Annotated in this window: 28 protein-coding genes; 19 read left to right on the forward strand and 9 right to left on the reverse strand. The window is 72.4% G+C overall.

Features of this window, described 5'->3' with window-relative positions; all coding sequences use genetic code 11:
* Positions 1 to 106: 106 nt before the first annotated feature.
* Positions 107 to 1,930, forward strand: a complete 1,824-nt coding sequence (locus ACZ45Q_RS15455) for a bifunctional metallophosphatase/5'-nucleotidase (RefSeq protein ID WP_468260480.1) — start codon at positions 107 to 109, stop codon at positions 1,928 to 1,930.
* A 95-nt stretch (positions 1,931 to 2,025) separates the two neighbouring features.
* Here the strand turns inward: ACZ45Q_RS15455 and ACZ45Q_RS15460 are convergent, their stop codons facing one another.
* From ACZ45Q_RS15460 to ACZ45Q_RS15480, 5 genes are all read right to left on the reverse strand, one after another.
* Entirely contained in the window at positions 2,026 to 3,489 is a 1,464-nt protein-coding gene (locus ACZ45Q_RS15460; protein ID WP_468260483.1) for a sensor histidine kinase, read from the reverse strand.
* Entirely contained in the window at positions 3,486 to 4,226 is a 741-nt protein-coding gene (locus ACZ45Q_RS15465; RefSeq protein ID WP_468260486.1) for a response regulator transcription factor, read from the reverse strand. The genes ACZ45Q_RS15460 and ACZ45Q_RS15465 overlap by 4 nt, the downstream gene beginning before the upstream one ends.
* Before the next feature lie 86 nt (positions 4,227 to 4,312).
* Complete coding sequence (locus ACZ45Q_RS15470; protein ID WP_468260489.1) at positions 4,313 to 5,320, reverse strand: S1C family serine protease; 1,008 nt, start codon at positions 5,318 to 5,320, stop codon at positions 4,313 to 4,315.
* Between the two features lie 173 nt (positions 5,321 to 5,493).
* Complete coding sequence (locus ACZ45Q_RS15475; RefSeq protein WP_468260492.1) at positions 5,494 to 6,516, reverse strand: LacI family DNA-binding transcriptional regulator; 1,023 nt, start codon at positions 6,514 to 6,516, stop codon at positions 5,494 to 5,496.
* A gap of 127 nt (positions 6,517 to 6,643) precedes the next feature.
* Complete coding sequence (locus tag ACZ45Q_RS15480; RefSeq protein ID WP_468260495.1) at positions 6,644 to 7,435, reverse strand: response regulator transcription factor; 792 nt, start codon at positions 7,433 to 7,435, stop codon at positions 6,644 to 6,646.
* Positions 7,436 to 7,689: 254 nt separating this feature from the next.
* Between ACZ45Q_RS15480 and ACZ45Q_RS15485 the strand changes: the two genes are divergently transcribed.
* The 8 genes from ACZ45Q_RS15485 (at position 7,690) to ACZ45Q_RS15520 (ending at position 12,956) form a co-directional block, all read left to right on the forward strand.
* Positions 7,690 to 8,526 (forward strand): alpha/beta hydrolase, encoded by an 837-nt coding sequence (locus tag ACZ45Q_RS15485; RefSeq protein ID WP_468260498.1) that lies wholly within the window; start codon positions 7,690 to 7,692, stop codon positions 8,524 to 8,526.
* Between the two features lie 36 nt (positions 8,527 to 8,562).
* The gene (locus tag ACZ45Q_RS15490) at positions 8,563 to 8,817 is read left to right on the forward strand and encodes a MoaD/ThiS family protein (RefSeq protein WP_468260500.1); all 255 of its coding nucleotides are present in this window, start codon (positions 8,563 to 8,565) and stop codon (positions 8,815 to 8,817) included.
* A 5-nt stretch (positions 8,818 to 8,822) separates the two neighbouring features.
* On the forward strand, positions 8,823 to 10,070 hold the full coding sequence (locus ACZ45Q_RS15495) for a hypothetical protein (RefSeq protein ID WP_468260503.1): 1,248 nt from the start codon (positions 8,823 to 8,825) through the stop codon (positions 10,068 to 10,070).
* A gap of 111 nt (positions 10,071 to 10,181) precedes the next feature.
* Positions 10,182 to 10,919, forward strand: a complete 738-nt coding sequence (locus ACZ45Q_RS15500) for an LmeA family phospholipid-binding protein (RefSeq protein ID WP_468260506.1) — start codon at positions 10,182 to 10,184, stop codon at positions 10,917 to 10,919.
* Between the two features lie 276 nt (positions 10,920 to 11,195).
* Positions 11,196 to 11,276, forward strand: a complete 81-nt coding sequence (locus tag ACZ45Q_RS15505) for an Ms5788A family Cys-rich leader peptide (RefSeq protein WP_350751515.1) — start codon at positions 11,196 to 11,198, stop codon at positions 11,274 to 11,276.
* A 132-nt stretch (positions 11,277 to 11,408) separates the two neighbouring features.
* A complete protein-coding gene (locus tag ACZ45Q_RS15510) occupies positions 11,409 to 12,254 on the forward strand; it encodes a sulfurtransferase (RefSeq protein ID WP_468260508.1) in 846 nt (281 codons plus the stop codon).
* Positions 12,255 to 12,292: 38 nt separating this feature from the next.
* On the forward strand, positions 12,293 to 12,580 hold the full coding sequence (locus tag ACZ45Q_RS15515) for a DUF1416 domain-containing protein (protein WP_468260511.1): 288 nt from the start codon (positions 12,293 to 12,295) through the stop codon (positions 12,578 to 12,580).
* Positions 12,581 to 12,692: 112 nt separating this feature from the next.
* Positions 12,693 to 12,956 carry a DUF3099 domain-containing protein gene (locus ACZ45Q_RS15520; protein WP_468260514.1) on the forward strand — a complete coding sequence of 88 codons (264 nt, stop codon included), beginning with the start codon at positions 12,693 to 12,695 and terminating at the stop codon, positions 12,954 to 12,956.
* 41 nt (positions 12,957 to 12,997) lie between these two features.
* On the opposite strand, the gene ACZ45Q_RS15525 is transcribed toward ACZ45Q_RS15520, so the two are convergent.
* Positions 12,998 to 13,360: a DsrE family protein gene (locus tag ACZ45Q_RS15525; RefSeq protein ID WP_468260517.1), complete on the reverse strand. Its 363-nt coding sequence runs from the start codon at positions 13,358 to 13,360 to the stop codon at positions 12,998 to 13,000.
* A 431-nt stretch (positions 13,361 to 13,791) separates the two neighbouring features.
* On the opposite strand from ACZ45Q_RS15525, the gene ACZ45Q_RS15530 reads away from it, so the two are divergent.
* Genes ACZ45Q_RS15530 through ygfZ form a run of 3 tightly spaced genes read left to right on the forward strand, consistent with a single transcriptional unit; the run spans position 13,792 to position 15,796 of the window.
* The gene (locus ACZ45Q_RS15530) at positions 13,792 to 14,367 is read left to right on the forward strand and encodes a heme-binding beta-barrel domain-containing protein (RefSeq protein ID WP_468260520.1); all 576 of its coding nucleotides are present in this window, start codon (positions 13,792 to 13,794) and stop codon (positions 14,365 to 14,367) included.
* A gap of 16 nt (positions 14,368 to 14,383) precedes the next feature.
* A complete protein-coding gene (locus ACZ45Q_RS15535) occupies positions 14,384 to 14,821 on the forward strand; it encodes a Fur family transcriptional regulator (RefSeq protein WP_468260523.1) in 438 nt (145 codons plus the stop codon).
* Positions 14,822 to 14,830: 9 nt separating this feature from the next.
* The gene (ygfZ, locus tag ACZ45Q_RS15540; protein ID WP_468260525.1) at positions 14,831 to 15,796 is read left to right on the forward strand and encodes a CAF17-like 4Fe-4S cluster assembly/insertion protein YgfZ; all 966 of its coding nucleotides are present in this window, start codon (positions 14,831 to 14,833) and stop codon (positions 15,794 to 15,796) included.
* Positions 15,797 to 15,860: 64 nt separating this feature from the next.
* Here ygfZ and dtd read toward each other — a convergent pair whose 3' ends face one another.
* On the reverse strand, positions 15,861 to 16,286 hold the full coding sequence (gene dtd / locus ACZ45Q_RS15545; protein ID WP_468260528.1) for a D-aminoacyl-tRNA deacylase: 426 nt from the start codon (positions 16,284 to 16,286) through the stop codon (positions 15,861 to 15,863).
* Positions 16,287 to 16,455: 169 nt separating this feature from the next.
* Here dtd and ACZ45Q_RS15550 point away from each other — a divergent pair, with 169 nt between their 5' ends.
* The 4 genes from ACZ45Q_RS15550 (at position 16,456) to ACZ45Q_RS15565 (ending at position 20,660) form a co-directional block, all read left to right on the forward strand.
* Entirely contained in the window at positions 16,456 to 17,070 is a 615-nt protein-coding gene (locus tag ACZ45Q_RS15550; protein WP_468260531.1) for an RsiG family protein, read from the forward strand.
* A 63-nt stretch (positions 17,071 to 17,133) separates the two neighbouring features.
* Complete coding sequence (locus tag ACZ45Q_RS15555) at positions 17,134 to 18,159, forward strand: asparaginase (protein ID WP_468260534.1); 1,026 nt, start codon at positions 17,134 to 17,136, stop codon at positions 18,157 to 18,159.
* Between the two features lie 85 nt (positions 18,160 to 18,244).
* The gene (locus ACZ45Q_RS15560; protein ID WP_468260535.1) at positions 18,245 to 19,501 is read left to right on the forward strand and encodes a GNAT family N-acetyltransferase; all 1,257 of its coding nucleotides are present in this window, start codon (positions 18,245 to 18,247) and stop codon (positions 19,499 to 19,501) included.
* A gap of 247 nt (positions 19,502 to 19,748) precedes the next feature.
* The gene (locus ACZ45Q_RS15565; protein WP_468260537.1) at positions 19,749 to 20,660 is read left to right on the forward strand and encodes a winged helix-turn-helix domain-containing protein; all 912 of its coding nucleotides are present in this window, start codon (positions 19,749 to 19,751) and stop codon (positions 20,658 to 20,660) included.
* A gap of 37 nt (positions 20,661 to 20,697) precedes the next feature.
* On the opposite strand, the gene ACZ45Q_RS15570 is transcribed toward ACZ45Q_RS15565, so the two are convergent.
* Entirely contained in the window at positions 20,698 to 20,886 is a 189-nt protein-coding gene (locus ACZ45Q_RS15570) for a hypothetical protein (protein ID WP_468260538.1), read from the reverse strand.
* Positions 20,887 to 21,025: 139 nt separating this feature from the next.
* On the opposite strand from ACZ45Q_RS15570, the gene ACZ45Q_RS15575 reads away from it, so the two are divergent.
* Positions 21,026 to 21,904 (forward strand): GntR family transcriptional regulator, encoded by an 879-nt coding sequence (locus ACZ45Q_RS15575; protein WP_468260542.1) that lies wholly within the window; start codon positions 21,026 to 21,028, stop codon positions 21,902 to 21,904.
* Positions 21,904 to 22,638 (forward strand): HAD family hydrolase, encoded by a 735-nt coding sequence (locus tag ACZ45Q_RS15580; protein WP_468260545.1) that lies wholly within the window; start codon positions 21,904 to 21,906, stop codon positions 22,636 to 22,638. Before ACZ45Q_RS15575 ends, ACZ45Q_RS15580 begins: the two co-directional genes overlap by 1 nt.
* A 24-nt stretch (positions 22,639 to 22,662) precedes the next feature.
* Here the strand turns inward: ACZ45Q_RS15580 and ACZ45Q_RS15585 are convergent, their stop codons facing one another.
* On the reverse strand, positions 22,663 to 22,848 hold the full coding sequence (locus tag ACZ45Q_RS15585; protein WP_468260548.1) for a hypothetical protein: 186 nt from the start codon (positions 22,846 to 22,848) through the stop codon (positions 22,663 to 22,665).
* 177 nt (positions 22,849 to 23,025) lie between these two features.
* Here ACZ45Q_RS15585 and ACZ45Q_RS15590 point away from each other — a divergent pair, with 177 nt between their 5' ends.
* The gene (locus ACZ45Q_RS15590) at positions 23,026 to 23,937 is read left to right on the forward strand and encodes a GntR family transcriptional regulator (protein WP_468260550.1); all 912 of its coding nucleotides are present in this window, start codon (positions 23,026 to 23,028) and stop codon (positions 23,935 to 23,937) included.
* Positions 23,938 to 23,953 lie beyond the last annotated feature (16 nt).

Here is a 23,953-nt window from a genome sequence, read left to right on the forward strand (position 1 = left end):
ACACCCGCCGGATACCTGGATGTGACCGGAAACCTCTACCGCGCTACGCGCGTTGACCTTAGGCTGCGCCGGACCGATTCCTCCACGCAGACCCACAGGGGGGCGCATGCCAGCCACAGCACAGCCGCACGATCCGCGCCGCAGACGCCGTACACACCGTCGCCTCCTGGCGGTCGCCGCAGGCGCCGTCACCGTCGGCGCGCTCGCCGCGGCCGCCCTGCCGGCGACGGCCAGCGCGGGCGAGGAGAAGGGCAAGGGCCACCCGCATCGGCCCGGGCGCTACCAGGACGTCCAGCTGCTGTCGTTCAACGACCTGCACGGCAACCTGGAGCCGCCCGCCGGCTCCTCCGGCCGGGTCACCGAACTCCAGCCGGACGGCACCACGAAGACGATCGACGCGGGCGGCGTCGAGTACCTCGCCACGCACCTGCGCACGGCCCGCGAGGGCAACCCGTACTCCATCACCGCCGCCGGCGGCGACATGGTCGGCGCCTCCCCGCTGCTGTCCGGGCTCTTCCACGACGAACCCACCATCGAGGCGCTGAACAAGCTCGACCTGGACGTCACCAGCGTCGGCAACCACGAGTTCGACGAGGGCGCCAAGGAACTGTCCCGCCTCCAGAAGGGCGGCTGCCATCCCACCGAGGGCTGCTACACCGACAAGGAGTTCAAGGGCGCCGACTTCCCCTACCTCGCCGCGAACGTCCTCGACGAGAAGACCGGCAAGCCCATCCTCAAGCCGTACTGGGTGTGGAAGCACAAGGGCGTCAAGGTCGGGTTCATCGGGGTGACGCTCGAGGCCACCCCGGACATCGTCTCGGCGGAGGGCGTCAAGGGCCTGAAGTTCCGGGACGAGGTCGAGACGATCGACAAGTACGCCAAGGAGCTCCAGCGGCGCGGCGTGAAGTCGATCGTCGCGCTGATCCACGAGGGCGGCTTCCCCGCGTCCGGCGACTACAACTACGACTGCGACTCGCCGGGGCCCGGCGACGGCATCTCCGGCCCGATCGCCGACATCGCCAAGAACGTCACGCCGACGGTGGACGCGCTGGTCACCGGCCACACCCACGCGGCGTACGTCTGCACGGTCCCGGACCCGGCGGGCAAGCCGCGCATGGTCACCTCGGCCGCGTCCTTCGGCCGCCTCTACACGGACACCACGCTGACGTACGACCGCTGGACGGGCGACATCGCGCGCACGGCCGTGAAGTCGGCGAACCACGTGGTGACGCGGGACGTGCCCAAGGCGCCGGACATGACCCGGCTGATCGAGGACTGGAACGCCCTGGCCGCGCCCATCGGCAACCGCCCGATCGGCCACATCTCCGCCGACATCTCCCGGGACGGCACCGAGTCCCCCCTCGGTGATCTGATCGCCGACGCGCAACTGGCCTACGCACGCGAGCAGGACCCGGAGACCGACCTGGCCCTGATGAACCCCGGCGGCATCCGCGCGCCGCTGACGTACGCGGCCAAGGGCGGCGAGGGCGACGGCGTCGTGACGTACGCCGAGGGCTTCACCGTCCAGCCCTTCGCCAACACCGTGAACCTCCAGGACTTCACGGGCGCCCAGCTGATCCAGGTGCTCAAGGAGCAGGTCAGCGGCGCGAACGAGGCGGCGCCGAAGATCCTCCAGGTGTCGGACGGGCTGACGTACACCCTGGACCTGACGAAGACGGGCGCCGACCGGGTGGTGACCGGCTCGATCCGCCTGAACGGTGCGGCGATCGACCCGGCGGCCACCTACCGCGTCGCGACCAACAGCTTCCTCGCGGGCGGCGGAGACGGCTTCCCCACGCTGGGTCAGGGCACGAACGACCTCGTCGGCGCCGACGACCTCACGGCGCTCGAGCAGTACCTGACGGCGAACTCCTCGGCGGCCGACCCGATCGAGCCGCCGGCGGCCGACCGGATCACGATCGTGAAGTAGGTCGCCGACCCGCCCGGGTTCGGGTCGGGGGTGGCGGGTGGGGGGGTACGGGTGTCCGGATCGGGCGTCGCGTACCCCCTACCGCTGTACGGCGGCTAGCCGGCCTCGGGCGGCCGTGTGTCGTCCGTCGTCTCCGGCGGGGGCACCGGTGCGCCCGGCAGCCGGACGGTCGCCACCGTTCCGCCCGCCGCGTCCGTCGCCGGGGACAGGGTCACCTCGCCGCCGGCCTGCTGGACCGTGCGGGCCACGATGGACAGGCCCAGGCCCGAGCCGGGCAGGGAGCGGGCCGACGGGGAGCGCCAGAAGCGGTCGAAGACGTGGGGGAGTTCGTCGGCGGGGATGCCGGGGCCGTGGTCGCGGACGGTGAGGACGCCGTCGGACAGCCGGACGTCGATCGTGCCGGACTCCGGGCTGAACTTCACCGCGTTGTCCAGGATGTTGACGACCGCTCGCTCCAGGGCGGCCGGTTCCGCCCGTACGTACCACGGCTGGACGTCCGCCGTGATGGTCAGTTCCGGGCCGCGCAGGCGGGCGCGGCGCAGCGCCGATTCGACGATGTCCTGCCAGGCCAGGATGCGGGTGCGGCCCGCGTGCTGGCCGGTGTCCGGGCGGGACAGCTCCTGGAGGTCGCCGATCAGCGCGGCCAGTTCCGTCATCTGCGCCTTCACCGAGGCGAGCAGCGCCTTGCGGTCGGCCTCCGGGATCGGGCGGCCGGTCTCCTCGCTGCGGGTGAGCAGCTCGATGTTGGTGCGCAGCGAGGTGAGGGGGGTGCGCAGTTCGTGGCCGGCGTCCGCGATGAGCTGTTGTTGCAGGTCGCGGGAGCTGGCCAGGGAGGACGTCATGGAGTTGAAGGAGCGGGACAGACGGGCGATCTCGTCCTCACTGTCGTCGTCCACGGGGATGCGGACCGCCAGGTCCTCCGTGCGGGCCACGTGCTCGACGGCCTCGGTGAGCCGGTCGACGGGGCGCAGCCCGGTGCGGGCGACGGCGAGGCCGGCCGCTCCCGCGCCGACGACGCCGATGCCGGAGACCAGGAGCAGGATCCAGGTCAGCGAGGACAGCGGTTTGGTGACCTCCGTGAGCGGCTTGGCGACGGAGACGGCGATGCCGGGCTGGATCTGCTGGGTGTTGCGTTCGAGGACCTGCCGCGTGTACACGCGCACCTCGGTGCCGTCGGTCGTCGTCGAGGTGTGCAGCGCGGTCCGCTCCCGGCCGTCGGCGACGGCCAGGTCCGCGTCCTCGATGCGCACCTCGCGGTTGCCTGGGTTGGTGCAGGTGGCGCCGTCGGAGTAGAGGATCGTGACCGTCGGCGAGTTCGGCGGCTGGAACAGCTCCTGGGGATCGTCCAGCTGGCAGTTGGCCAGCATGGTCCGCAGCAGCCCCGACGAGACCTGGTTGCCGCGCAGCTGGTCGTCGAGCTGGTTGTACAGCTGGTCCCGCACCAGGAACCAGCAGGTCAGGGACACCGCCGCCACCGCGAACGCCACCGCCGCCGCCACCAGCAGGGACAGCCGCGCCCTGATGGGCAGGGCGCGGTAGCGGCGCAGCAGACGGTTCATTCCGCCCCGCCCTGCCTCAGCACATAGCCGACGCCCCGGACCGTGTGCACCAGACGGGGCTCGCCGCCCGCCTCGGTCTTGCGGCGCAGGTACATCACGTACACGTCGAGGGAGTTGGAGGTCGGCTCGAAGTCGAAGCCCCACACCGCCTTCAGGATCTGCTCGCGGGTGAGGACCTGGCGCGGATGGGCCATGAACATCTCCAGCAGCGTGAACTCGGTCCGGGTCAGCTCCACCGGCCGCCCGCCCCGCGTCACCTCCCGGGTCGCCAGGTCCATGCGCAGGTCGGCGAAGGCCAGCACCTCGCCGTCGTCCGCGGTGCCCGCCACCTGGGCGGCGTAGGAGCTGCGGCGCAGCAGCGCGCGGATGCGGGCGAACAGCTCGTCCAGCTCGAAGGGCTTGACCAGGTAGTCGTCGGCGCCCGCGTCGAGGCCGGTCACCCGGTCGCCGACGGTGTCGCGGGCGGTCAGCATCAGGATCGGGGTCGTGTCGCCGGCGCCGCGGATGCGGCGGGCGGCGGTCAGGCCGTCCATGCGGGGCATCTGGATGTCGAGGACGACCAGGTCGGGCCGGTACGCCGCCGCCTTCTCCAGTGCGTCCGCGCCGTCGACGGCGACCTCGGTGTCGTAGCCCTCGAAGGCCAGGCTGCGCTGGAGCGCCTCGCGGACCGCCGGCTCGTCGTCGACGATCAGGATGCGCTGGGTGTCACGGTCACGGTCGCCTTCTGCGGGGCTCATGGTCGTCGGTCCTCGGGTCCGTGTGTCGTACGTGCGGCTGACGCTCTTCAGCCTCGCATGCCCGGCCGGGGACGGGCCCGGGCCGGTCAGCCGTCCGCGCCCGCCCGCAGCTTCGCGAGGTCGGCCTTGACGGTGTCGACGGGGATGGCGAAGCCCAGGCCGACGCTGCCCGCGTCGGCGGCGGACCCGGCCGACGAGTACATCGCGGAGTTGATGCCGACGATGGCACCGTTCATGTCGATCAGGGCACCGCCGGAGTTGCCGGGGTTGAGGGAGGCGTCCGTCTGGATCGCCTTGTACGTCGTCGTGGAGGACCCGGTGTCGCCGTTGAACTCCCGGCCGTCGAACTCGAACGGCCAGCCGCCGTCCGGCCGCTGCCGGCCCTCGTCCGTGGGGACCGTCACGTCCCGGTCCAGGGCGGAGACGATGCCGCTGGTGACCGTGCCGGTCAGGCCCTCGGGCGAGCCGATGGCCACGACCTGCTGGCCGACCTTCAGCGCGTCGGAGTCGCCGAGTGTCGCCGCCTTGAGACCGGAGGCGCCCTCCAGCTTGATCAGCGCCAGGTCCTTGCTGCTGTCGGTGCCGACGATCTCGGCGGTGTACTGCTTGCCGTCGCTGGTGCGCACCTTGATCGAGGAGGCGCCGGAGACGACGTGGTTGTTGGTGACGATCTCGCCGTCACCGGTGATGATCACGCCGGAGCCGGTGGAGGAACCGGCGGGGGAGGTGGCGTTGATCTCGACGATGCTGGGGCTGACCGCCTGGGCGACCCCGGAGACCGTGCCCTTCTGGCTGGAGGGCACCGCGTCGGCGGCGGCCGACGCGGTCGCGACGGTGTCGCGGCCGGTCAGCTCCTGGATGCCGTAGGCGGTGCCGCCGCCGACGGCCGCCGCGACGATCGCCACCGCGGCGAGCAGGGCGACCGGGCGCCGGGCGCGCCCGCGGGGAGCCGGCGCGGCGTCCGGCGGGGCGGCGGGCGGCTGGGCCGGCGGAGGCGGCCACTCGGGGTTCACCGGAGAGGTGGCCTCCTGGAGGGAGGGCCGGTACGCGTTCTGGTGGTCGTACGCGCCGCTGGGGCGGATGCTCTCGGTCATGTCCACGAGCATCCGGGGCGACGATGAGAACACTCTGAGTGCTGCCTGAGAAGCCCGGCAGAACCTCGTATGCCCGATATAAAGGCCGGTCGTCGCGGTGATCGGCTGGTCTTCGCGGTGACCGGCTGGTCGTCGCGGTGCCCGGTGGCCCGGCCGCTACGCGCCCCCGCCCGTCACCGGCAGCCGCAGGACCGCCGTACCACCAGCCGGGACGGGAACACCTTCAGCCGCTCCCGGCGCGAGCCGGACACCCGCAGCCCGTCGTCCAGGACCAGGTCGACCGCCGCCCGCGCCATCGCGGAGCGGTCCGAGGCGACCGTCGTCAGCGGCGGGTCGGTCAGCGCCGCCTCCTTGATGTCGTCGAACCCGGCGACCGCCAGCTCGCCCGGCACGTCGATGCGCAGCTCGCGGGCCGCCCGCAGCAGGCCGATCGCCTGGTCGTCGGTGGAGCAGAAGATCGCCGGCGGGCGCTGCGGCCCGGCGAGGATCCCCAGCCCCACCTGGTAGGCGTCGTAGCGGTTGTAGGGCGCCTCGAAGAGCCGGCCCTCGGTGGGGATGCCGGCCTCCTTCATGGCGCGCTGCCAGCCCTCGACGTGATCGGAGACCGGGTCGCCGACGGCGGGCGTCTCGGCGGTGCCGCCCATACAGGCGACGTACTCGTAGCCGTGTTCCAGCAGGTGGCGTACGGCGAGCTGGGCGCCGCCCAGGTCGTCGGTGACCACGGCGACGTCGTCGATGGCCTCGGGACGCTCGTGCAGCAGGACCACCCGGGCGTCCCACGCCTCGATCTCGGCGGCGGCCAGGTCGTTGAGCGCGTGGCTGACCAGGATCAGGCCGGATACCCGCATGCCCAAAAACGCGCGCAGATAGTGGACCTCGCGCTCGCCCACGTAGTCGGTGTTGCCGACGAGGACCATCTTGCCGCGCTCGGACGCGGCCTGTTCGACGGCGTGCGCCATCTCCCCGAAGAAGGGCTGGCGGGCGTCCGGGATGATCAGGCCTATGAGGTCGGTGCGGCGCGAGGCCATCGCCTGGGCGACCCGGTCGGGCCGGTAGCCCAGCTCCTTGATCGCGGCGAGGACACGCTCGCGCGTGGCCGGGGCGACCGGCCGGGGTCCGTTGTTGATGACGTAGCTGACGACGGCGGTGGAGGTCCCCGCCAGCCGCGCCACATCATCCCGAGTCACCTTGGCCACGCGCGGAGTCTACGCGGATGGACCCGCCCTGGGCAGGGCGTATCAGCCCTCGATCGCTCCGGTAACGCTCAGGACTCGGACCGGGGGCCGGCCCGGCCCCCGTCCCTCACCCCGCCGGGAGGCCGGATCAGGCCTCCGCCTTCGCCGGGCTCTTGGCCCCGGCCCCGGCCGCGTTCTCGGGCGAGGACGCGCCCCGGGTCCTGGGTGCCGCCCCGGCCTCCTCCGCGCCGCGGGCCGGTTTCTCCGGCTTCTCGGGCGTGACGAAGCGGTAGCCGACGTTGCGCACCGTGCCGATCAGCGACTCGTGCTCGGGTCCGAGCTTGGCCCGCAGCCGCCGTACGTGGACGTCGACCGTCCGGGTGCCGCCGAAGTAGTCGTAGCCCCACACCTCCTGGAGGAGCTGGGCGCGGGTGAAGACCCGGCCGGGGTGCTGCGCGAGGTACTTCAGCAGCTCGAACTCCTTGAAGGTCAGGTCGAGCACCCGGCCCTTGAGCTTGGCGGAGTACGTCGCCTCGTCGACCGACAGGTCGCCGTTGCGGATCTCCATGGGCGAGTCGTCGCTGACGATCTGCTGGCGGCCCATGGCCAGCCGCAGCCGGGCCTCGACCTCGGCCGGACCCGCGGTGTCGAGCAGCACGTCGTCGATGCCCCAGTCGGCGGTGACGGCGGCCAGACCGCCCTCCGTGACCACCAGGACGAGCGGACAGCCGGGGCCGGTGGAGCGCAGCAGCTGGCACAGGCTGCGCACCTGCGGGAGGTCCCGCCGGCCGTCGACGAGGATCACGTCGGCGCCGGGGGTGTCGACGAGGGCGGGGCCCTCCGCAGGCGCCACGCGCACGTTGTGCAGCAGCAGGCCGAGAGCGGGGAGCACCTCCGTCGACGGCTGGAGAGCGTTGGTCAGGAGCAGCAGAGAACTCATCGCGCCCCACCTGCCTGGGTCGTCATACGTTCGTGCACGGTTCGCTCGCCCATAACGTCTTGGTTCCTCCTCGGTCCCTCGAGGACGTAATGCGGCACTGCTTCGTACGTGTACGGGACCCGCGCCCTGGGTCCCGCTATGCGTCCGACGGCCCGTACACCCGCGGATGTCCGCGTCGTATACAACGCTCCCGAAAGCACAAAAGGACCCGGGGGCTGCGTTGCCCGAGTCCTCTGCCCAGCAGAATAGCCGACATGAGCGACGGTCGGGCAGGTCATGTGGCGCGTTCCACCCGGTGTCCGCATTCCGAGACACCCCGGCGGGCGGTTCCGGACCGGCCGACGCGGACCTTTCTGCGCACGTCCGACGGCGTGCGGATCGACGCCGTGCACCAGCCCGGGGCCGGGCGGGACCCGGTGTTCGTCGTCGCGCACGGCTTCACCGGCGACGCCGACCGTCCGCACGTCCGCCGGATCGCCGCCGCCCTCGCCCGGCACGGGGCGGTCGTCACCTTCTCCTTCCGCGGCCACGGCGCCTCCGGCGGCCGGTCGACCGTGGGCGACCGTGAGGTGCTCGACCTCGCGGCGGCCGTCGGCTTCGCCCGCGGCCTCGGGCACGCGCGCGTGGTGACCGTCGGCTTCTCCATGGGCGGCTCGGTGGTGCTGCGGCACGCCGCGCTGTACGGGGACGACGCGGTGGCGCACGCGGACGCGGTGGTGTCGGTGAGCGCGCCCGCCCGCTGGTACTACCGGGGCACCGCCCCGATGCGCCGGCTGCACTGGCTGGTCACCCGGCCCGCCGGCCGCGTCGTCGGGCGCTACGGCTTCCGGACGCGGATCCACGACCGGGACTGGGACCCGGTGCCCCTCTCGCCGGTGGAGGCGGTGCCGCGGATCGCGCCGACGCCCCTCCTCGTCGTGCACGGCGACAGCGACGGCTACTTCCCCGTCGACCACCCGCGGATGCTGGCCGAGGCCGCCGGTGACCACGGCGAACTCTGGCTGGAGCCCGGCATGGGCCACGCCGAGCACGCCGCCGGCGACGAGCTGCTGGGGCGGATCGGGCAATGGGCGCTGGCGCGGGTTGGCTAGCCTGACGGTGTTACCGCCAACCGATTGAGGAACCAGATGGCAAAGGTCACGGTGCGCTACTGGGCCGCCGCGAAGGCCGCGGCCGGCACGGCCGAGGAGCCGTACGAGGCGGCCACGCTCGCCGAGGCGCTCGACGCGGCGCGCGAGCGGCACCCCGGAGAGCTGTCGCGGGTGCTGCTGCGCTGCTCGTTCCTCGTCGACGGCGACCCCGTGGGCACCCGCGCGCATGAGACGGTACGGCTGGCCGAGGGCGGCACGGTCGAGGTGCTCCCGCCGTTCGCAGGAGGGTGACACCGATGACCGATCAGCCGTACAGCCGGCCCTACGAGGGCTACGGGGCCCCCGACCCGTACGCACAGCCGCAGCCGCAGCCGCCGCAGGCGGTCTGGCCCGGGCAGGAGGGGTACGAGGACCCGCACGCCGGGCCGTACACGCAGCAGTGGCAGGGCCAGACCTGGGAGACGCACGTCCAGCCGCCGGTCTCCGCGGAGGAGACGGCCTACCTGCCGCCTCAAGTGCACCAGCAGCACCCCACGGCGCAGGGCTATCCCGCGCACCAGCAGGCGTACGCGCAGCCGCAGCCGTACCACCAGCCGCAGCAGCCGCAGCAGCCGGAGCAGCCACAGCCGTACCACCAGCCGCAGCCGCCGCATCAGCACTACGACGCACCCCACGCGCCGTCTGCACCCACTGCACCGGGCGCACCCTCAGCACCCTCAGCACCCTCATCCCCAGCCGACCCCGCCGCTCCGGCTCCCGACTACGGCCCCGCCACCCTTGCCGGCAACGCGCGGATCACCGACGCGCAGCGGGCCCGCGCCGAGGGCCGGTCGCCGGTCATCGAGCCGGGGATGCAGCCGGCCGCGCTCACCGCGCTGCTGGGGCTGCTGCTGGCCGGTGCCGCGGCCGTGGGGACGTACGCCCTGCTGGTACCGCTCGTCGTCCTCCAGGCGGTCACGGCGGCCGGCTGGTTCCGGCTGAACGGCATGTGGCCGGCCCGCCAGGGCATCGCGCTGGGCTTCCTGGGCGCCGTGGCCGCCGACGCCGCGCTGCTGGTGTCGGACCGCTCCCCGGCGGCGATCCTCGGGACGCTCGGGGTGTGGGTGCTGCTCGCCCTCGTGCTGCAACTGCGCTCGCACGCCGACCCGGACGAGCGGATGTACGGCCTGATGGCGACCGTCGCCGCGGCGGCGCTGGCGATCGTCGCCGGCGGCTACCTCGCGGCCGAGGCGGACGCGGTCGGCGTCGGCGCGGTGGCCGTGGCGGTCGCCGTGGTGGCCCGTGCGCTGCCGCTGCCGACGCCCGCCTCGGTGGTCGTCGCGCTGCTGGCCGCGGCCGGCGCCGGGATCGCGGTCGGCGCACTCACGGACATCGGGGCGCGGGGCGCGCTGCTGGGCGCGGGCGCCGCGGTGTGCGCCCTGATCGGCCACCGGGTCGCGAGCTACGACTACCCCTCCCGTTTCGTCCACTTCACCGCGGGCGTGGCCCTGCCGCTGAGCGCCGCGGCACCGGCGGTGTGGGTGCTGGGGCGGGCGCTGGCCTGAGCCCGCGCGGCCCCGCTCGTGGCCTGTCACAGCTGATCGACAATTTCCCGGGCGGGCCCGCGGGCGGGGTTACCGTGGCCGTCGACCGTGGAGTCCGCGAGGTGGGGAAAGATGCGCGCACTGCGAATACTGCTGATCGTCGTCGTGGTCCTGGGCGTGCTCTTCGTCGTCGTGGACCGGCTCGCGGTGAACTTCGCGGAGGGCGAGGCGGCGGACAAGCTCAAGGCGTCCGAGAACCTGGCCGCCGCCCCGGACGTGTCGATCAACGGCTTCCCCTTCCTCACCCAGGTCGCCGGCGGTGAGCTGGACGACGTCGACGTGCACATCGAGGACTACGAGGCGGCCACGGGCGACGGCGCGGAGAAGATCCGGATCGCCGACCTCCGGGCGAACATGAAGGGCGTGGAGTTCTCCGGCGACTACAGCTCCGCCACCGCGGCCACCGCCACCGGCACGGCGACGATCTCCTACGACGAGCTGCTGAGGACCGCGAAGTCCGAGCCGGCCCAGGTCGCCCCCGGGGTCCGGGCGCGGGTCGTCGGTCTCTCCGACGGCGGCGACGGCAAGATCAAGGTCGCGGTCGAGGCGACCGTGTTCGGCACCCGGCTGCCCGAGCCGGTCTCCGTGCTCAGCTCGGTCCGGGTCAAGGACAACCAGGTCGAGGTGGAGGCCGACGCCCTGCCGGCGATCGGCGGCGTGGAGCTGGCCGAATCCCGGGTGCGGCGGATCACCGACTTCCAGCAGACGATCGACGAGCTGCCCGGCGGCATCGAGCTGGACAAGGTCGAGGCGGCCGAGGACGGTGTGGAGATCTCGGTGAAGGGTTCCGACGTCCGGCTGGCGGGGTAGGACGAGACACGGCCGCCCGGCCGCTCGGCTGCCTGGCCGCCCGGCCGCCCACCCCGCTCGGGCACTCCGCCCGGGGCGTCCGCCCGGGCCGCCGCCTGGACTGTCCGTCTGGCGAGACGTCGCCGTCCGCACCGCAGATGTGACGGCGGCTATAGCGGGCCCGGAGCCCCGTGCCGCCGCCCTGCACCCACCCTCCGTCCCGCATTCCGGACGATCGCGTCTCACCATACGACACACCGGTGACACGCCCGCCCATCCCTCCCTACGATCGAGGCCATGAAGCGACAGGCGGATCTCACGAAGCGGCGGGCAGTGGACCTGTGCCGCGTTGCCGCCATGCTCTGTCGCCCGTTCTGAGCGGAAGCGCAGTCTTCCGCGGTTCCCCCGCCCCGCACAGGGGCATCCGTGCGCCGGTTCGCGACGCCGCGAGCGCGCACGCCCCCTCTCTACTCGCACGCCCCGCCGCAACTGCCCCGGAGGAGAAAGAGCATGAGCCGCAGCGACGTCCTGGTCGATGCCGACTGGCTCCAGGAGCACCTGGACGACCCGAGCATCGTGATCGTCGAGGTGGACGAGGACACCTCGGCGTACGACAAGAACCACATCAAGAACGCCGTCCGGATCGACTGGACGCAGGACCTCCAGGACCCCGTCCGCCGTGACTTCGTCGACCAGGCGGGCTTCGAGAAGCTCCTGTCGGAGAAGGGCATCGCCAACGACCACACGGTGATCCTCTACGGCGGCAACAACAACTGGTTCGCCTCCTACGCCTACTGGTACTTCAAGCTCTACGGCCACGAGAACGTCAAGCTCCTCGACGGCGGCCGCAAGAAGTGGGAGCTGGACGCCCGCGAGCTGGTGCCCGGCGACGAGGTCCCCGAGCGCCCGAAGACCGAGTACAAGGCCAAGCCGCAGGACACCTCCATCCGCGCCTTCCGTGACGACGTCGTCGCCGCGATCGGCTCGCAGAACCTGGTCGACGTCCGTTCGCCCGACGAGTTCTCCGGCAAGCTGCTCGCCCCGGCCCACCTGCCGCAGGAGCAGTCGCAGCGCCCGGGCCACGTCCCCAGCGCCCGCAACATCCCGTGGTCGAAGAACGCCAACGACGACGGCACGTTCAAGTCGGACGAGGAGCTGAAGGCCCTCTACGCCGAGGAGAGCGTCGACCTGGCCAAGGACACGATCGCCTACTGCCGCATCGGTGAGCGCTCGGCCCTGACCTGGTTCGTCCTGCACGAGCTGCTGGGCGTGGAGAACGTCAAGAACTACGACGGCTCCTGGACCGAGTACGGCTCCCTCGTCGGCGTGCCGATCGAGCTCGGCGACAACAAGTAATCCGGTAATCGGCTACCCCAACCCCTCAGGAGTGCGACATGTGCGGTGCGAAGGCCGGTGGCCCGGACGCCTCGACGATCAAGCCCGGTGAGACCACGATCCAGGGTCAGGTGACCCGCGACGGCGAGCCGGTGACCGGCTACGTCCGGCTGCTGGACGCGACCGGCGAGTTCACGGCGGAGGTCCCCACCTCCGCGACCGGTCAGTTCCGTTTCTACGCGGCCGAGGGCACCTGGACCGTCCGGGCCCTCGTCCCGGGCGCCACCGCCGACCGCAAGGTCGTCGCCCAGAAGGGCGGCCTGGCGGAGGTCGCGATCGCCGTCTGACGGCACACCGCCACGGCTGAACGGCTGAGGGGCCGCACCCCACGGGTTGGACGCCTGGGGTGCGGCCCCTTCGGCACGCGCGCGGGCGGGGGCGCGGTCCTACGCTGGGAGCATGTACCAACGGCGGCGGCACAGGTACTTCGCCCTGATGGGGACGTGCATCGCGCTCTTCGTCCTGGCCTGGGGCGTCGTACGCCTGTGGTCGGTGCCGGTGGCCGTGGGCATGTGCGTGGTCGCCATGGTCATCCCGCCGCTGGCCGCCGTGGTCGCCAACCGGCGCGGCCCCGACGACCGCTGGTGGGACGACCCCTCCGGGGACCCGCAGTCCGACGAGTGGTGGGACGAACTGGACGGCAAGAAGCGCCCCCGCCCCTGAACGCCCGGACCGGGGGCGGCCCGCCGCCGGTCAGCCGTCGGTCAGTAGACCAGGGCCTGGGTGTCGTCGGCGAGGGCCTCCTGCACGAAGACCTGGGCGCCCGCGATCCTGACGCCCTCGACGACGTCCTTCTCCGTGATGTCCCGGCGGGCCGCGCACTGCGTGCACAGGGTCAGCCGGCCCCCGCTCAGCACCGAGTCGATCAGATCCGGCAGCGGCGCGGCGTGCGGCAGCTCGAACTCGGCGGCCCGGCCGGGAAGCGCGAACCAGGCGGACTCGCCGGTCAGCCACACCGAGACGTCGACCCCGCTGGCCACGGCCACCGCCGCCACCGTGAACGCCTGCGAACAGCGCTCGGGGGCGTCGGCCCCCGCGGTCACCTTGATCACCAGCTTCTTCGCCATGGCCGAATCGTAATCTCCTCTCCCGCAACCCCTCGTCCGGGCCGCGGGTCACCTGGGCGCAGGCAAGACGGAGAGGGAGCCGCCACCCCGAGCGAGCCGCCGCCGGTCCCCTCCCCGGCGCAGCCGGTGCGCACGGACGGCAGGGCGCTGCGCCGCCCTGCGCTGCCGTGGTGCTGCGGAGCAGGCTGCTGGGCTGAGCCCGTGGGGCCCACCTCACGGGGAGGGCCGGGCCCCGGCCGCGTAAGCTGGGGGCCGGCCCTGTGCACACATCCGCCCGCTCAAGGAGCACCTCGTGATCGTCTTCTTCGAAGCCCTGCTGGTCCTGGTCTGCATCGGCGTCCTCGCCTTCACCGGGCTGGCCGTGAAGAAGCTGTACCAGGGCCAGCGCTGAACCGACCGACCGCACCGACGTACGAAACGCTGAGCCGCTCATGATCGAGATCCCGTCCGACCTCCACAAGGACCTCGTCCCGCTCGCCTTCCTGCTCGGCAACTGGGCGGGCGCGGGCGTGCACGACTTCCCCGGTTCCGAGAAGTGCAACTTCGGTCAGGAGGTCACCTTCACGCACGACGGCCGGGACTTCCTCGAGTACCACTCGCACACCTGGGTGCTGGACAAGGACGGCAACAAGGTCCGTCCGCTGGAGAGCGAGCACGGCTTCTGGCGGATCGACGCCCAGCGCAAGGTCGAGGTGACGATGACCCGCGACGACGGCGTCATCGAGATCTGGTACGGCGAGATGGCCGACCAGAAGCCCCAGATCGACCTGGTGACGGACGCGGTGGCCCGCACGCCCGGTTCCCGCCCGTACTCCGGCGGCAAGCGGCTGTACGGCTACGTCAAGAGCGACCTGATGTGGGTCGGCGAGAAGCAGACCCCCGAGGTCGAGCTGCGCCCCTACATGTCCGCCCACCTGAAGAAGGTCGTCACCCCGGAAGACGTCGAGCGCTGGGCCAAGGCCCTCCCGGACGACCTTCCGGACGACGGGATCGCCTTCTTCAAGTAGTCCTAGACTGGCCGGTGTGGTGAGCACCGACTGGAAGAGCGATCTGCGGCAGCGCGGCTACCGGCTGACCCCGCAGCGGCAACTCGTGCTCGAAGCCGTGGACACCCTGGAGCACGCGACCCCCGACGACATCCTCAGCGAGGTGAGGAAGACGGCGTCGGGGGTCAACATCTCCACGGTCTACCGCACGCTGGAGCTGCTGGAGGAGCTGGGGCTGGTCAGCCACGCCCACCTGGGGCACGGGGCGCCGACGTACCACCTCGCGGACCGGCACCACCACATCCACCTGGTCTGCCGGGACTGCACCAACGTGATCGAGGCGGACCTCTCGGTGGCCGCCGGCTTCACCGCCAAGCTCCGCGAGGAGTTCGGCTTCGACACGGACATGAAGCACTTTGCGATCTTCGGGCGGTGCAAGGACTGCACCCTGAAGGGTTCAACTACCGAGTCGTAGGCTAGGCATATGAAGAGCCCTCTGCTGTCCCTGCCCGGCGCCGTCCCCGGCGAGGGCGTGGACGAAGGCGTCGCCGCGCACTACGGCGACCTGTTCCGCGAGCAGCGCGCCCTCGCCGACGGCACCGGATGCGTCGACCTGTCCCACCGGGGCGTCGTCACCGTCACCGGCGAGGACCGGCTCGGCTGGCTGCACCTGCTGCTCACCCAGCACGTCAGCGAGCTGCCCGCCGGCCGGGCCACCGAGGCGCTGATCCTCTCCGCCAACGGCCACATCGAGCACGCGCTGTACCTCGTCGACGACGGCGCCACCGTCTGGGCCCACGTCGAGCCGGGGACCCAGGACGCGCTGATCGCGTACCTGGAGTCGATGAAGTTCTTCTACCGCGTCGAGGTCGCCGACCGCACCGCCGACACCGCCGTCGTCCATCTGCCCGCCGGGTCGATCGCCGAGGTCCCCGAGGGCGTCGCCGTACGGGAGACGCCGTACGGACGCGACCTCTTCCTGCCGCGGGCCGAGCTGGAGGCGTTCGCCGACCGGGCCGGGCCGCCGGCCGGGCTCCTGGCGTACGAGGCGCTGCGCGTGGAGCAGCACCGGCCGCGGCTCGGCTTCGAGACCGACCACCGCACCATCCCGCACGAGCTGGGCTGGATCGGCAGCGCGGTCCATCTCCAGAAGGGCTGCTACCGCGGCCAGGAGACCGTGGCCCGGGTGCAGAACCTCGGCAAGCCGCCGCGCCGGCTGGTCTTCCTGCACCTCGACGGCAGCGAGGTCCGTCTGCCGGCGCCGGGCACGGAGCTCCGGCTCGCCGACGACGGTCCCGACGGGCGCAAGGTCGGTTTCGTCACCACGTCCGTGCGCCACCACGAGCTGGGGCCCGTCGCCCTCGCGCTGGTCAAGCGGAACGTGCCGGTGGACGCGCGCCTGCTGGCCGGGGACACGGCCGCCGCGCAGGAGACCGTGGTGGAGCCGTAGGACACCGTGCGGGGCCTGTGGGGCCTGTGGGGCCTGCGGGGGTCGCCGGGCGGCGGGGGCGGCGTCAGATCTCCAGCAGGACGGTGAACGGGCCGTCGTTGGTCAGGCCCACCCGCATCTGCGCGCCGAACCGGCCCGTCGCCACCGTCGCGCCCAGCGCGCGCAGCTGCGCCACCACCTCGTCGACCAGGGGCTCGGCCACATCGCCCGGGGCGGCGGCGCTCCAGGTGGGCCGGCGGCCCTTGCGGGCGTCGCCGTACAGCGTGAACTGGCTGATCACCAGCAGCGGCGCGTCGATGTCGCTGCACGAGCGCTCCTCGTGCAGCACGCGCAGCGACCACAGCTTGCGGGCCAGCTGCGCCGCCTTCTCCTTGGTGTCGTCGTGGGTGACGCCGACCAGGACGCACAGCCCCTCGCCCTCGATCGCGCCGACCGTCTCTCCCTCCACGACGACACTCGCGCCGTCCACCCTCTGTACCACTGCACGCATGCCGCCATGATGCCGTGCGCCCCCCGGGCGCCGTCATGCGACCCCGTACGGGGTTTCTTTTCGCTCCCTAACCCCCCATCTGGGGCCGTTCCGGGCCACTCGGACACATAGTGGCCATCCGTGGTGGCACGATGTGCGCAGACGCCGGTCGAGGGGACGGTAGAGGCACATGAGCACATCGAGCACCGGGCAGCTGCCCGGAGTCGCCGCGTTGACGTACACGGGCGGCCCGGAGGCGATCCGGCCGCCCGTGCAGCGCACGGACAGCCCCGAGCTGCCCGTGCACCCGGGGCGGGATCTGACCGCGCAGAGCCTGCCCGAACTGCGCACCCTGCGCCGGGACGCCCAGCGCGAGGAGGCCGACCTCAGCTATGTGCGGCGGCTGCTCCAGGGACGGATCGACATCCTGCGGGCGGAGCTGGCCCGGCGTGGGCCGGGCCCGGTCGTGGAGACCGGGGAGACGTCGGTGGTGGAGCGGCTGTCGGAGATCCTCACCGACGGTCCGGCCCGGCACCGCTCCTCGGCCCGCCATGTGACGCTGGGCACGCCGCACGGCGAGGAGTACCGGCGGCTGGCCGACGAGATGCTCGGCGAGGTGGAGCTGTCCGACCTGGCGGCGCGCACCGAACCCGAGCTGACCGCGGCCATGGGCCGGCTGGTGCGCTACGAGCAGCAGGTGTCCCGGCGCCGGCAGCGGCTCCAGCGGACGGCCGACGGGTGCAGCGCCGAGATCGCGCGCCGGTACCGTGAAGGGGAAGCACAAGTCGACGACCTGCTCGCGTGACGTGCGGGCCCGGCGACCCCGGGCCGCCGGCCGGGCGGGTCCCCCGTCGGAAGGCCACTGCCGATGTCCGCGTCCGCCGTACCGCCCGCCGAGCCGGCCGCCATACCCGCCGCCGAGCCGGCGGCGGTGCCGTCCGCCGAGTCCCCCGCCGCACCGCCCGTCCTCGCCGAGGTCGTGCGGTCCGGGTTCGTCGAGGGGCGCCACCGGGGCAGCCTGGTGGTGCTGGGCGCCGACGGGTCTGTCCAGCTGGCCCTGGGCGATGTGACGGCACCCGTCTTCCCGCGCTCGGCCAACAAGCCGATGCAGGCGGCCGGGGTGCTCCGTGCCGGGCTAGACCTCGCCGGGGAGCGGCTGGCGCTGGCCGCCGCGAGCCACTCCGGGGAGCCCTTCCACCGCGACCTGGTCCGGAAGATGCTCGCCGAGCACGGGCTGGACGCGGCGCGGCTCCAGTGCCCGCCCGACCTGCCGCTGGACGAGCGGGAACGGGAGACGTACCTCGCGGCCGGCGCGGTGCGCGACCGGGTGACCATGAACTGCTCCGGCAAGCACACCGCGATGCTGGCCGCGTGCGCGCTGCGCGACTGGCCCATGGAGACCTATCTGGACGCCGGTCACCCGCTCCAGCAGCTCATTCACAGGGTTGTGGAGGAGGCGGCGGGCGAGGAGGTCGCCGCCGTCGGCACGGACGGGTGCGGGGCGCCCCTCATGGCGATCAGCCTGACCGGCCTGGCCCGTGCCTACCGCTCCTTCGTCCTCGCCGAGTCCGGCTCCGCCGAACGCCGGGTCGCCGACGCCATGCGGGCCCACCCCGAGTACGTCGCCGGCACCCGCCGGGCCGACACCTGGCTGATGCGCGAGGTGCCGGGCGCGCTGTCGAAGATGGGCGCGGAGGCGGTCCAGGCGGTGGCCCTGCCGGACGGCCGCGCACTGGCCTTCAAGGTGGACGACGGCGGCATCCGTGCCCTGGGCCCGGTACTGGCCCGGGCCCTGACCCTGCTGGGCGTGGACGCCCCGGTCCTGGAGCGCATCGGCCGGGCCCCGCTGCTGGGCGGCGGCCAGGAGGTGGGAGAGATCCGGGCGGTGTTCTGAGACCCGGGGTCCGTTCCGGGCGGGGGGCGTGGGGGCGGTCGAAATCCCCGCGACGGCGGTGCGGCGCGAAGCCTAACGTGAGGGCATGACCCGCCCTGCCGACATCGACGTACGTCCCATCACCGAGTCCGAGTTCGCCGAGTGGAACCGCGCCCTGAACACCGGGTTCCTGATGGCGCCCACCAGCCCCGACCAGGTCCTGCGCGACCGGAGCCGGCAGTTCGAACCCGGTCGTCTGCTCGGCGCCTTCGACGGCGCCGGCTGCGTGGCGACCTTCCGCTCCTTCGCCCAGGAGGTCACCGCCGTCGGCGGCGCCCTCCTCCCGGCCGACGCGATCTCCAACGTCACCGTCAGCCCGACGCACCGCCGCCGGCGGCTGCTCAGCCGCATGATGGAGCAGGACCTGGCGGCGGCGAAGGAGCGCGGGGACGTCCTCGCGACGCTGATCGCGGCCGAGTACCCGATCTACGGGCGCTACGGATTCGGCCCGGCCACCACGATGACCGAGTGGACGGTCGACGTGCCGCGCGCCGGTCTCGACCCCCGCTGGGCGGGCCCCGAGGACGGCGGCCGGATCGACCTGGTGGACGCCGAGGAGGTGCGCAAGCTCGGTCCCGAGCTGCACGACCGGCTCCGCCGGGCCCAGCCGGGCGCCGTCAGCAGACCCGAGACGTGGTGGCGCTACCAGACCGGCGAGCTGCGCTACCACGCGGACTGGGCCGAGCCCTTCTTCGCCGTGTACCGCTCGGCGGCCGGCGAGGTCGAGGGCATGGTCGCCTACACGGCCGACGACAAGTGGGGCGACGCCAAGCAGCCGCTGAACACGGCGACCGTGAAGTGGCTGATCGGTGTGACGCCCGCCGCCGACCGGGCGCTGTGGCGCTACCTGTGCTCCATCGACTGGATCACCACGGTCAAGAGCGGCTGGCGGGTCCCCGACGACCTGCTCCCGCACTTCCTGCCGGACCCGCGGGCGGCCAGGATCACCACGCAGGCGGACTGGCTGTGGGTGCGGATCCTGGACGTCGTACGGGCCCTGGAAGGGCGGACCTACGAGGCCGAGGGGTCGCTGGTGCTGGAGGTGACCGACCCGGCGGGCACGACCGGCGGGCGGTGGCGGCTGGAGGCCGCGGAGACCGGTGAGGCGTCCTGCACGCCGACCACCGAGAGCGCCGAACTCTCCCTCGACGTACGGGAGCTGGCGACGCTGTGGCTGGGCGACGAGTCGGCGGTGCGGCTGGCGGCACTGGGCCGGGTGCAGGAAGAACGAGCGGGCGCCGCCCGGAAGGCGGACGCCCTGCTGCGTACGTCCAGGCGGCCTTGGTGCCCGGACATGTTCTGACCCCGCTCCCTTCTGCCGCTGCCGATCGCCGGTGTGCGCGTCCGTAGCGTGCTGCAAGGCCGACCGGGCTCCCGGCTCCCCTCCGGAAGGGAGCCCGGCGGCTGCCGACGTGGTCCTGGCCAACCTCCCTGAGGTGTGACCATGTTGCTGAAGTTGGCTGCCAACTTCACTCTACTTATCTCCGCCTTGAAGCGGCTCATAACCACCTTCCCGCGAACTGCCCAAAGATGGCGGGAAGTTGTAGTGTTTGATCGTGGACCCGGAACACGCCTCCGACACTGGGCGGAACAGGGCACAGCGGTCACAGAGGACACATCGCGAGGTGGCCGACGAGCTGCGCGCCCGGATCAGGTCCGGGGCGCTGGCGCCGGGTCAGCGCATGCCCACCCAGGCCCGGCTCGCCGAGGAGTTCGGCGTCGAGCGCGGCGCCGTCCGCCGGGCCCTGCGGATCCTCCAGTCGGAGCGGCTGCTGACCAACGTCACCAGGGGCAGCCCGGCCACCGTCGCCCCCCGTCCCGGCCGGGCGCCGACCGGCCCCGCGGCACCGCCGCTGCCCACCACCGTGGCCCTCGCCTCCCGGATCGCCGCCGCCTTCGACGCCCCCCGGGTCGAGATCGACGCCCTGTGCCTGACCTCGGTCTCCCTCAACCTCGCCCTCGGTGAGCCCCTGCGCGAGATCCACGCCGGGCGCATGAAACCGGCCAAGATCGACGTCCGGGTCCTGCTGCCCTCCCGGGACATCGACCTGGCCTTCCCGGTGCCCGTGCGGGGCGGCGGCGAGGAGGACCTGGTGCACGCGCGGTGGGTGGCCCAGCGCAACGCCCAGGGTCAGGTCCTCCAGCACAACCTGCTGGCGCTGCGCGCCACGCACGGCATCGACGTGCGGGTCCGGTTCCGCGCGCTGCCCTTCACGCCCCCGGTGAAGCTGTACCTGCTCAACGGCGCGGAGGCGCTCTTCGCGTACTACACGCTGACCCGTCGCGAGCAGGAGGTCGACCACGAGCGGCTGGAGATGTACGACGCCGAGGGCATCCGGTCGATGCTGTTCGCGTTCTCGCGGGGGGCCGGCCCGCGCGACACGACGTTCGTGGAGCAGTCCCGTCTGTGGTTCGACGCGCTGTGGGAGACGATCAGTTCGGAGCTGGTGCTCACGGCCTGACGTCTCCCACGGCCGCCGCCCGGGCGGTGCGGTGCGGTCACAGGGCGGGGCCGGTGACCAGAAGGGCGAGCAGCACCGCCCCGGCCGAGCTGACGGACGGGCTCTTGGCCTTGACGCCTATGGTGAGGAGCAGCAGCCCGACGATGCCGGCCCCGCCGTACTTCCACTGCACGAGCTGCTCGAAGGCGACGACGAAGAGCGCGGAGACGAGGGCGAGGACTGGCATGGTCTTTCCCCCTTCGGAAGTAGAGCCTCCGCCAACTCGGGCAAGTTGGCAACCAACTCTGTTGTTGTTGTCCCCACTTGGCTACTACCTATAAACAACTTCCAAACAACTCCCCGTAGATGGATCAGAGTTGTACCGTTTGGCCGTGACCCAGGAGAACGTGGCAGTGAACGGCAGCAGCAGGCTCTCGTCCCAGGAGATCGCCGACATCCTGCGCGAACGCATCCGTGTCGGTGAGCTCAAGGCCGGCGACCGCCTGCCCACCCAGGCCGAGCTGGCCGAGGAGTTCGGCGTCGAGCGCGGAGCCGTCCGCCAGGCCCTGCGGGCGCTCCAGGAGGACGGACTGCTCAGCAACGTCAGCAAGGGCAGCCCCCCGCGCATCGCCGCCCCGGCGCCGGCCCGCAGCGAGCCCCAGCCGACGATGGTGGGCCTGGCCCCGCGGCTGACCGAGGCGTTCACCGTGCCGCACGTGCGGGTGGACGTGGTCTGCCACACCTCCGAGACGCTCATGCTGGCCCTGAGCGAGCCGCTGCGCATGATCCACGAGGGGCGCATCCGGCCCGAGTCGATCGACCTCCGGGTCCTGATGCCGTCGCGGGACATCAATCTGGCCTTCCCCGTCTCCGTCCTCCACGACGAGGGCGAGGACCCGGTGCACGAGCGCTGGCTCCAGATGCGCAACGCCCAGGCGCGGGTGCTCGAGCACAACCTGCACGCCGTCCGCGCCACCCACGGCATCACCGTCCAGGTCCGCTTCCGAGCCCTGCCCTTCACCCCGCCGGTGAAGCTGTACCTGCTCAACGGCGAGGAGGCGCTGATCGGGTACTACATGCTGACCAGGCGCGAGGAGGAGTGGGGCAGCCGCACCCTGGAGATGTACGACGCCCTGGGGTCGCAGTCCCTGCTGTTCTCCTTCCTGCGGCGCGCGGGCCACCGGGACGCCGCGTTCGTGGCGGAATCGGAGAAGTGGTTCGACGCCCTCTGGGAAACCATCACCAGGGACCTGACACTTTCCTGATGACCTCTGATACGACGCAGACCGAACCGGTGGCGGTGGACACGGAAGAGCTGGAACGGCGGGTCCACGGCGCCCGCGTCGTGCTCTGGGACTTCGACGGGCCCATCTGCCGGCTGTTCGCCCGGCACTCGGCGGATCGCGTGGCGACCGACCTGGTGGAGTGGCTGGAGGCACACGGGCTGCACGGACTGCTGACCACCGAGCAGCAGCACGCGCTGGACCCGCACGTCGTGCTGCGCGCCGTGGACCGCCGCCACCCCGGCAGCGACCTGGCGACCGAGCTGGAGGAACGCCTGACCCGGGAGGAACTGCGGGCCACCTCCTCGGCGCTGCCCACGCCGTACGCCGATCCGCTGATCCGCACCTGGACGGCGGTGGGCTCCCGGCTCGCCGTCGTCACCAACAACTCCCCGCGCGCCGTCCGCGCCTACCTCACGGGCCGGGGCCTGCTGCCGTGCTTCGCCCCCCACGTCTACGGCCGCACCCAGGACCTGCACCACCTCAAGCCCGACCCCTACTGCCTCGAACGCGCCCTGAACGCCATGGGCGTGGCACCGTCCGATGCCCTGATGCTCGGCGACATGCCCACCGACCACGAGGCCGCCCAGCGCGCCGGCGTGCCCTTCGTCGGCTACGCCCGCGACGAACGCGGCGCCAAGCTGCTGCGCATGGCCGGCGCCGACGTGGTGGTGGAGTCGCTCGAACCCGTGCTGGGCATCGTCCGCCACGGGTGACGTCCCCGGCCGGCGGGCCCGGTGTCAGGCCAGGAGCAGGACCAGGATCACGGCGCCCAGGGCGGCACAGGACGAACTGCGGGTGCGCAGGCCGATGCCGAGCAGCACCAGCGCCACGACGCCCATCCCGCCGTACCGCCACTGCACCAGTTGCTCCAGGCCGAGGCCGAGTATGACGAGAACGATCTCCAGCAGCCGCACGGTCCCCACGCCCCCTTCTGCGGCGACGCCCCGACCGGGCGTCGCGCCAACCGTCCGACCAATTGGACTGGTTGACTTGCAAAGGCATTTCCCGTCCGGACAGATCCACTAACCGATGGTCCGGTACCGGACAACAGTCGGCCGGAAAGGGTGTGTCCGGGGCGCCGGGGCGGGTAGGTTCGATCCGTGGCCACTTCGGATCGGGCGGACGGCAGGGGCCCGGAATCCACCCGTGTGGAGGCCGGGTTGCGGGAGCAGCTGGACAACGGCGCCTATGCGGTGGGCCAGTTCCTGCCACCTCACCGGAAATTGGCAGAAGACTTCGGCGTCAGCCGCTACACCATCCAGCACGTGCTGCGGAAGCTGATCGACGAGGGCTGGCTTGAGGCCCGGCAGGGCAGCGGGGTCCGCGTGGTGCGGCTGCCCGGCGTGGAGGCGGACGCGGAGCGCTCCGGGCGCCGGGGGCGGGTCTCCCTGCGGTCGCTCGTGCACCGCGCCTTCGAGCAGCCCGAGGTGTCGCTGGACGTGTTCACCCTGACCTCCGAGACCCTGCTGAGGCATCTCGGCAACCAGACGGAACGGGTGGTCGAGAAGGAGATCGCCCCGCGGCGGCTGTCCGTGCGGATGCTGCTGCCCTGGGAGGACGAGCCGCTGGCCTACCCCCGGGCCAAGGACCCCGCCGAGCCCAGGGTGTGGCAGCGGTGGCGGGCCATGGTCCAGGCCAACGGCATCGCGCTCGACGAACTGGCCGACCGGCTGCGCGGCCTGGGCGTGGAGACCGACTTCGACATCCGCCGGGTGCCGATGACGCCCCAGTTCAAGCTGTACGTCCTCAACGACGCCGACATGCTCTTCGGGCCCTACGAGGTGCTCGACCGCACGATCCGGGTCGAGGCGCAGGACCGGTCCGGGCGGACCGAGCCGGTGGAGTCCGTGGACGTGCTGGGCCTCGGCTCGACCCTCTCCCACCATCGGCGCGGGGAGGACGACGAGAGCCACGACTCCGTCTTCTTCGACAGCATGAGGGACTGGTTCCGGTCGAACTGGGAGCGCTGGCAGGGGCTGCGGTTGCACCCCGGGGAGCGGGTGACGCCGTAAGCGTAGACCGATGGCC

It is taken from the genome of Streptomyces sp. NPDC031049 (assembly GCF_055571015.1).

Coding starts and splice junctions, on each gene's coding strand:
- ACZ45Q_RS15460 (WP_468260483.1), bottom strand. CDS start 3,489: ATGAACCGTCTGCTGCGCCGCTACCGCGCCCTGCCCATCAGGGCGCGG.
- ACZ45Q_RS15495 (WP_468260503.1), top strand. CDS start 8,823: ATGACCGATCAGCCGTACAGCCGGCCCTACGAGGGCTACGGGGCCCCC.
- ACZ45Q_RS15465 (WP_468260486.1), bottom strand. CDS start 4,226: ATGAGCCCCGCAGAAGGCGACCGTGACCGTGACACCCAGCGCATCCTG.
- ACZ45Q_RS15525 (WP_468260517.1), bottom strand. CDS start 13,360: ATGGCGAAGAAGCTGGTGATCAAGGTGACCGCGGGGGCCGACGCCCCC.
- ACZ45Q_RS15530 (WP_468260520.1), top strand. CDS start 13,792: ATGATCGAGATCCCGTCCGACCTCCACAAGGACCTCGTCCCGCTCGCC.
- ACZ45Q_RS15580 (WP_468260545.1), top strand. CDS start 21,904: ATGACCTCTGATACGACGCAGACCGAACCGGTGGCGGTGGACACGGAA.
- ygfZ (WP_468260525.1), top strand. CDS start 14,831: ATGAAGAGCCCTCTGCTGTCCCTGCCCGGCGCCGTCCCCGGCGAGGGC.
- ACZ45Q_RS15570 (WP_468260538.1), bottom strand. CDS start 20,886: ATGCCAGTCCTCGCCCTCGTCTCCGCGCTCTTCGTCGTCGCCTTCGAG.
- ACZ45Q_RS15555 (WP_468260534.1), top strand. CDS start 17,134: ATGTCCGCGTCCGCCGTACCGCCCGCCGAGCCGGCCGCCATACCCGCC.
- ACZ45Q_RS15485 (WP_468260498.1), top strand. CDS start 7,690: ATGAGCGACGGTCGGGCAGGTCATGTGGCGCGTTCCACCCGGTGTCCG.
- ACZ45Q_RS15505 (WP_350751515.1), top strand. CDS start 11,196: ATGAAGCGACAGGCGGATCTCACGAAGCGGCGGGCAGTGGACCTGTGC.
- ACZ45Q_RS15560 (WP_468260535.1), top strand. CDS start 18,245: ATGACCCGCCCTGCCGACATCGACGTACGTCCCATCACCGAGTCCGAG.
- ACZ45Q_RS15500 (WP_468260506.1), top strand. CDS start 10,182: ATGCGCGCACTGCGAATACTGCTGATCGTCGTCGTGGTCCTGGGCGTG.
- ACZ45Q_RS15480 (WP_468260495.1), bottom strand. CDS start 7,435: ATGAGTTCTCTGCTGCTCCTGACCAACGCTCTCCAGCCGTCGACGGAG.
- ACZ45Q_RS15455 (WP_468260480.1), top strand. CDS start 107: ATGCCAGCCACAGCACAGCCGCACGATCCGCGCCGCAGACGCCGTACA.
- ACZ45Q_RS15470 (WP_468260489.1), bottom strand. CDS start 5,320: ATGACCGAGAGCATCCGCCCCAGCGGCGCGTACGACCACCAGAACGCG.
- ACZ45Q_RS15515 (WP_468260511.1), top strand. CDS start 12,293: ATGTGCGGTGCGAAGGCCGGTGGCCCGGACGCCTCGACGATCAAGCCC.
- ACZ45Q_RS15520 (WP_468260514.1), top strand. CDS start 12,693: ATGTACCAACGGCGGCGGCACAGGTACTTCGCCCTGATGGGGACGTGC.
- ACZ45Q_RS15510 (WP_468260508.1), top strand. CDS start 11,409: ATGAGCCGCAGCGACGTCCTGGTCGATGCCGACTGGCTCCAGGAGCAC.
- ACZ45Q_RS15490 (WP_468260500.1), top strand. CDS start 8,563: ATGGCAAAGGTCACGGTGCGCTACTGGGCCGCCGCGAAGGCCGCGGCC.
- dtd (WP_468260528.1), bottom strand. CDS start 16,286: ATGCGTGCAGTGGTACAGAGGGTGGACGGCGCGAGTGTCGTCGTGGAG.
- ACZ45Q_RS15550 (WP_468260531.1), top strand. CDS start 16,456: ATGAGCACATCGAGCACCGGGCAGCTGCCCGGAGTCGCCGCGTTGACG.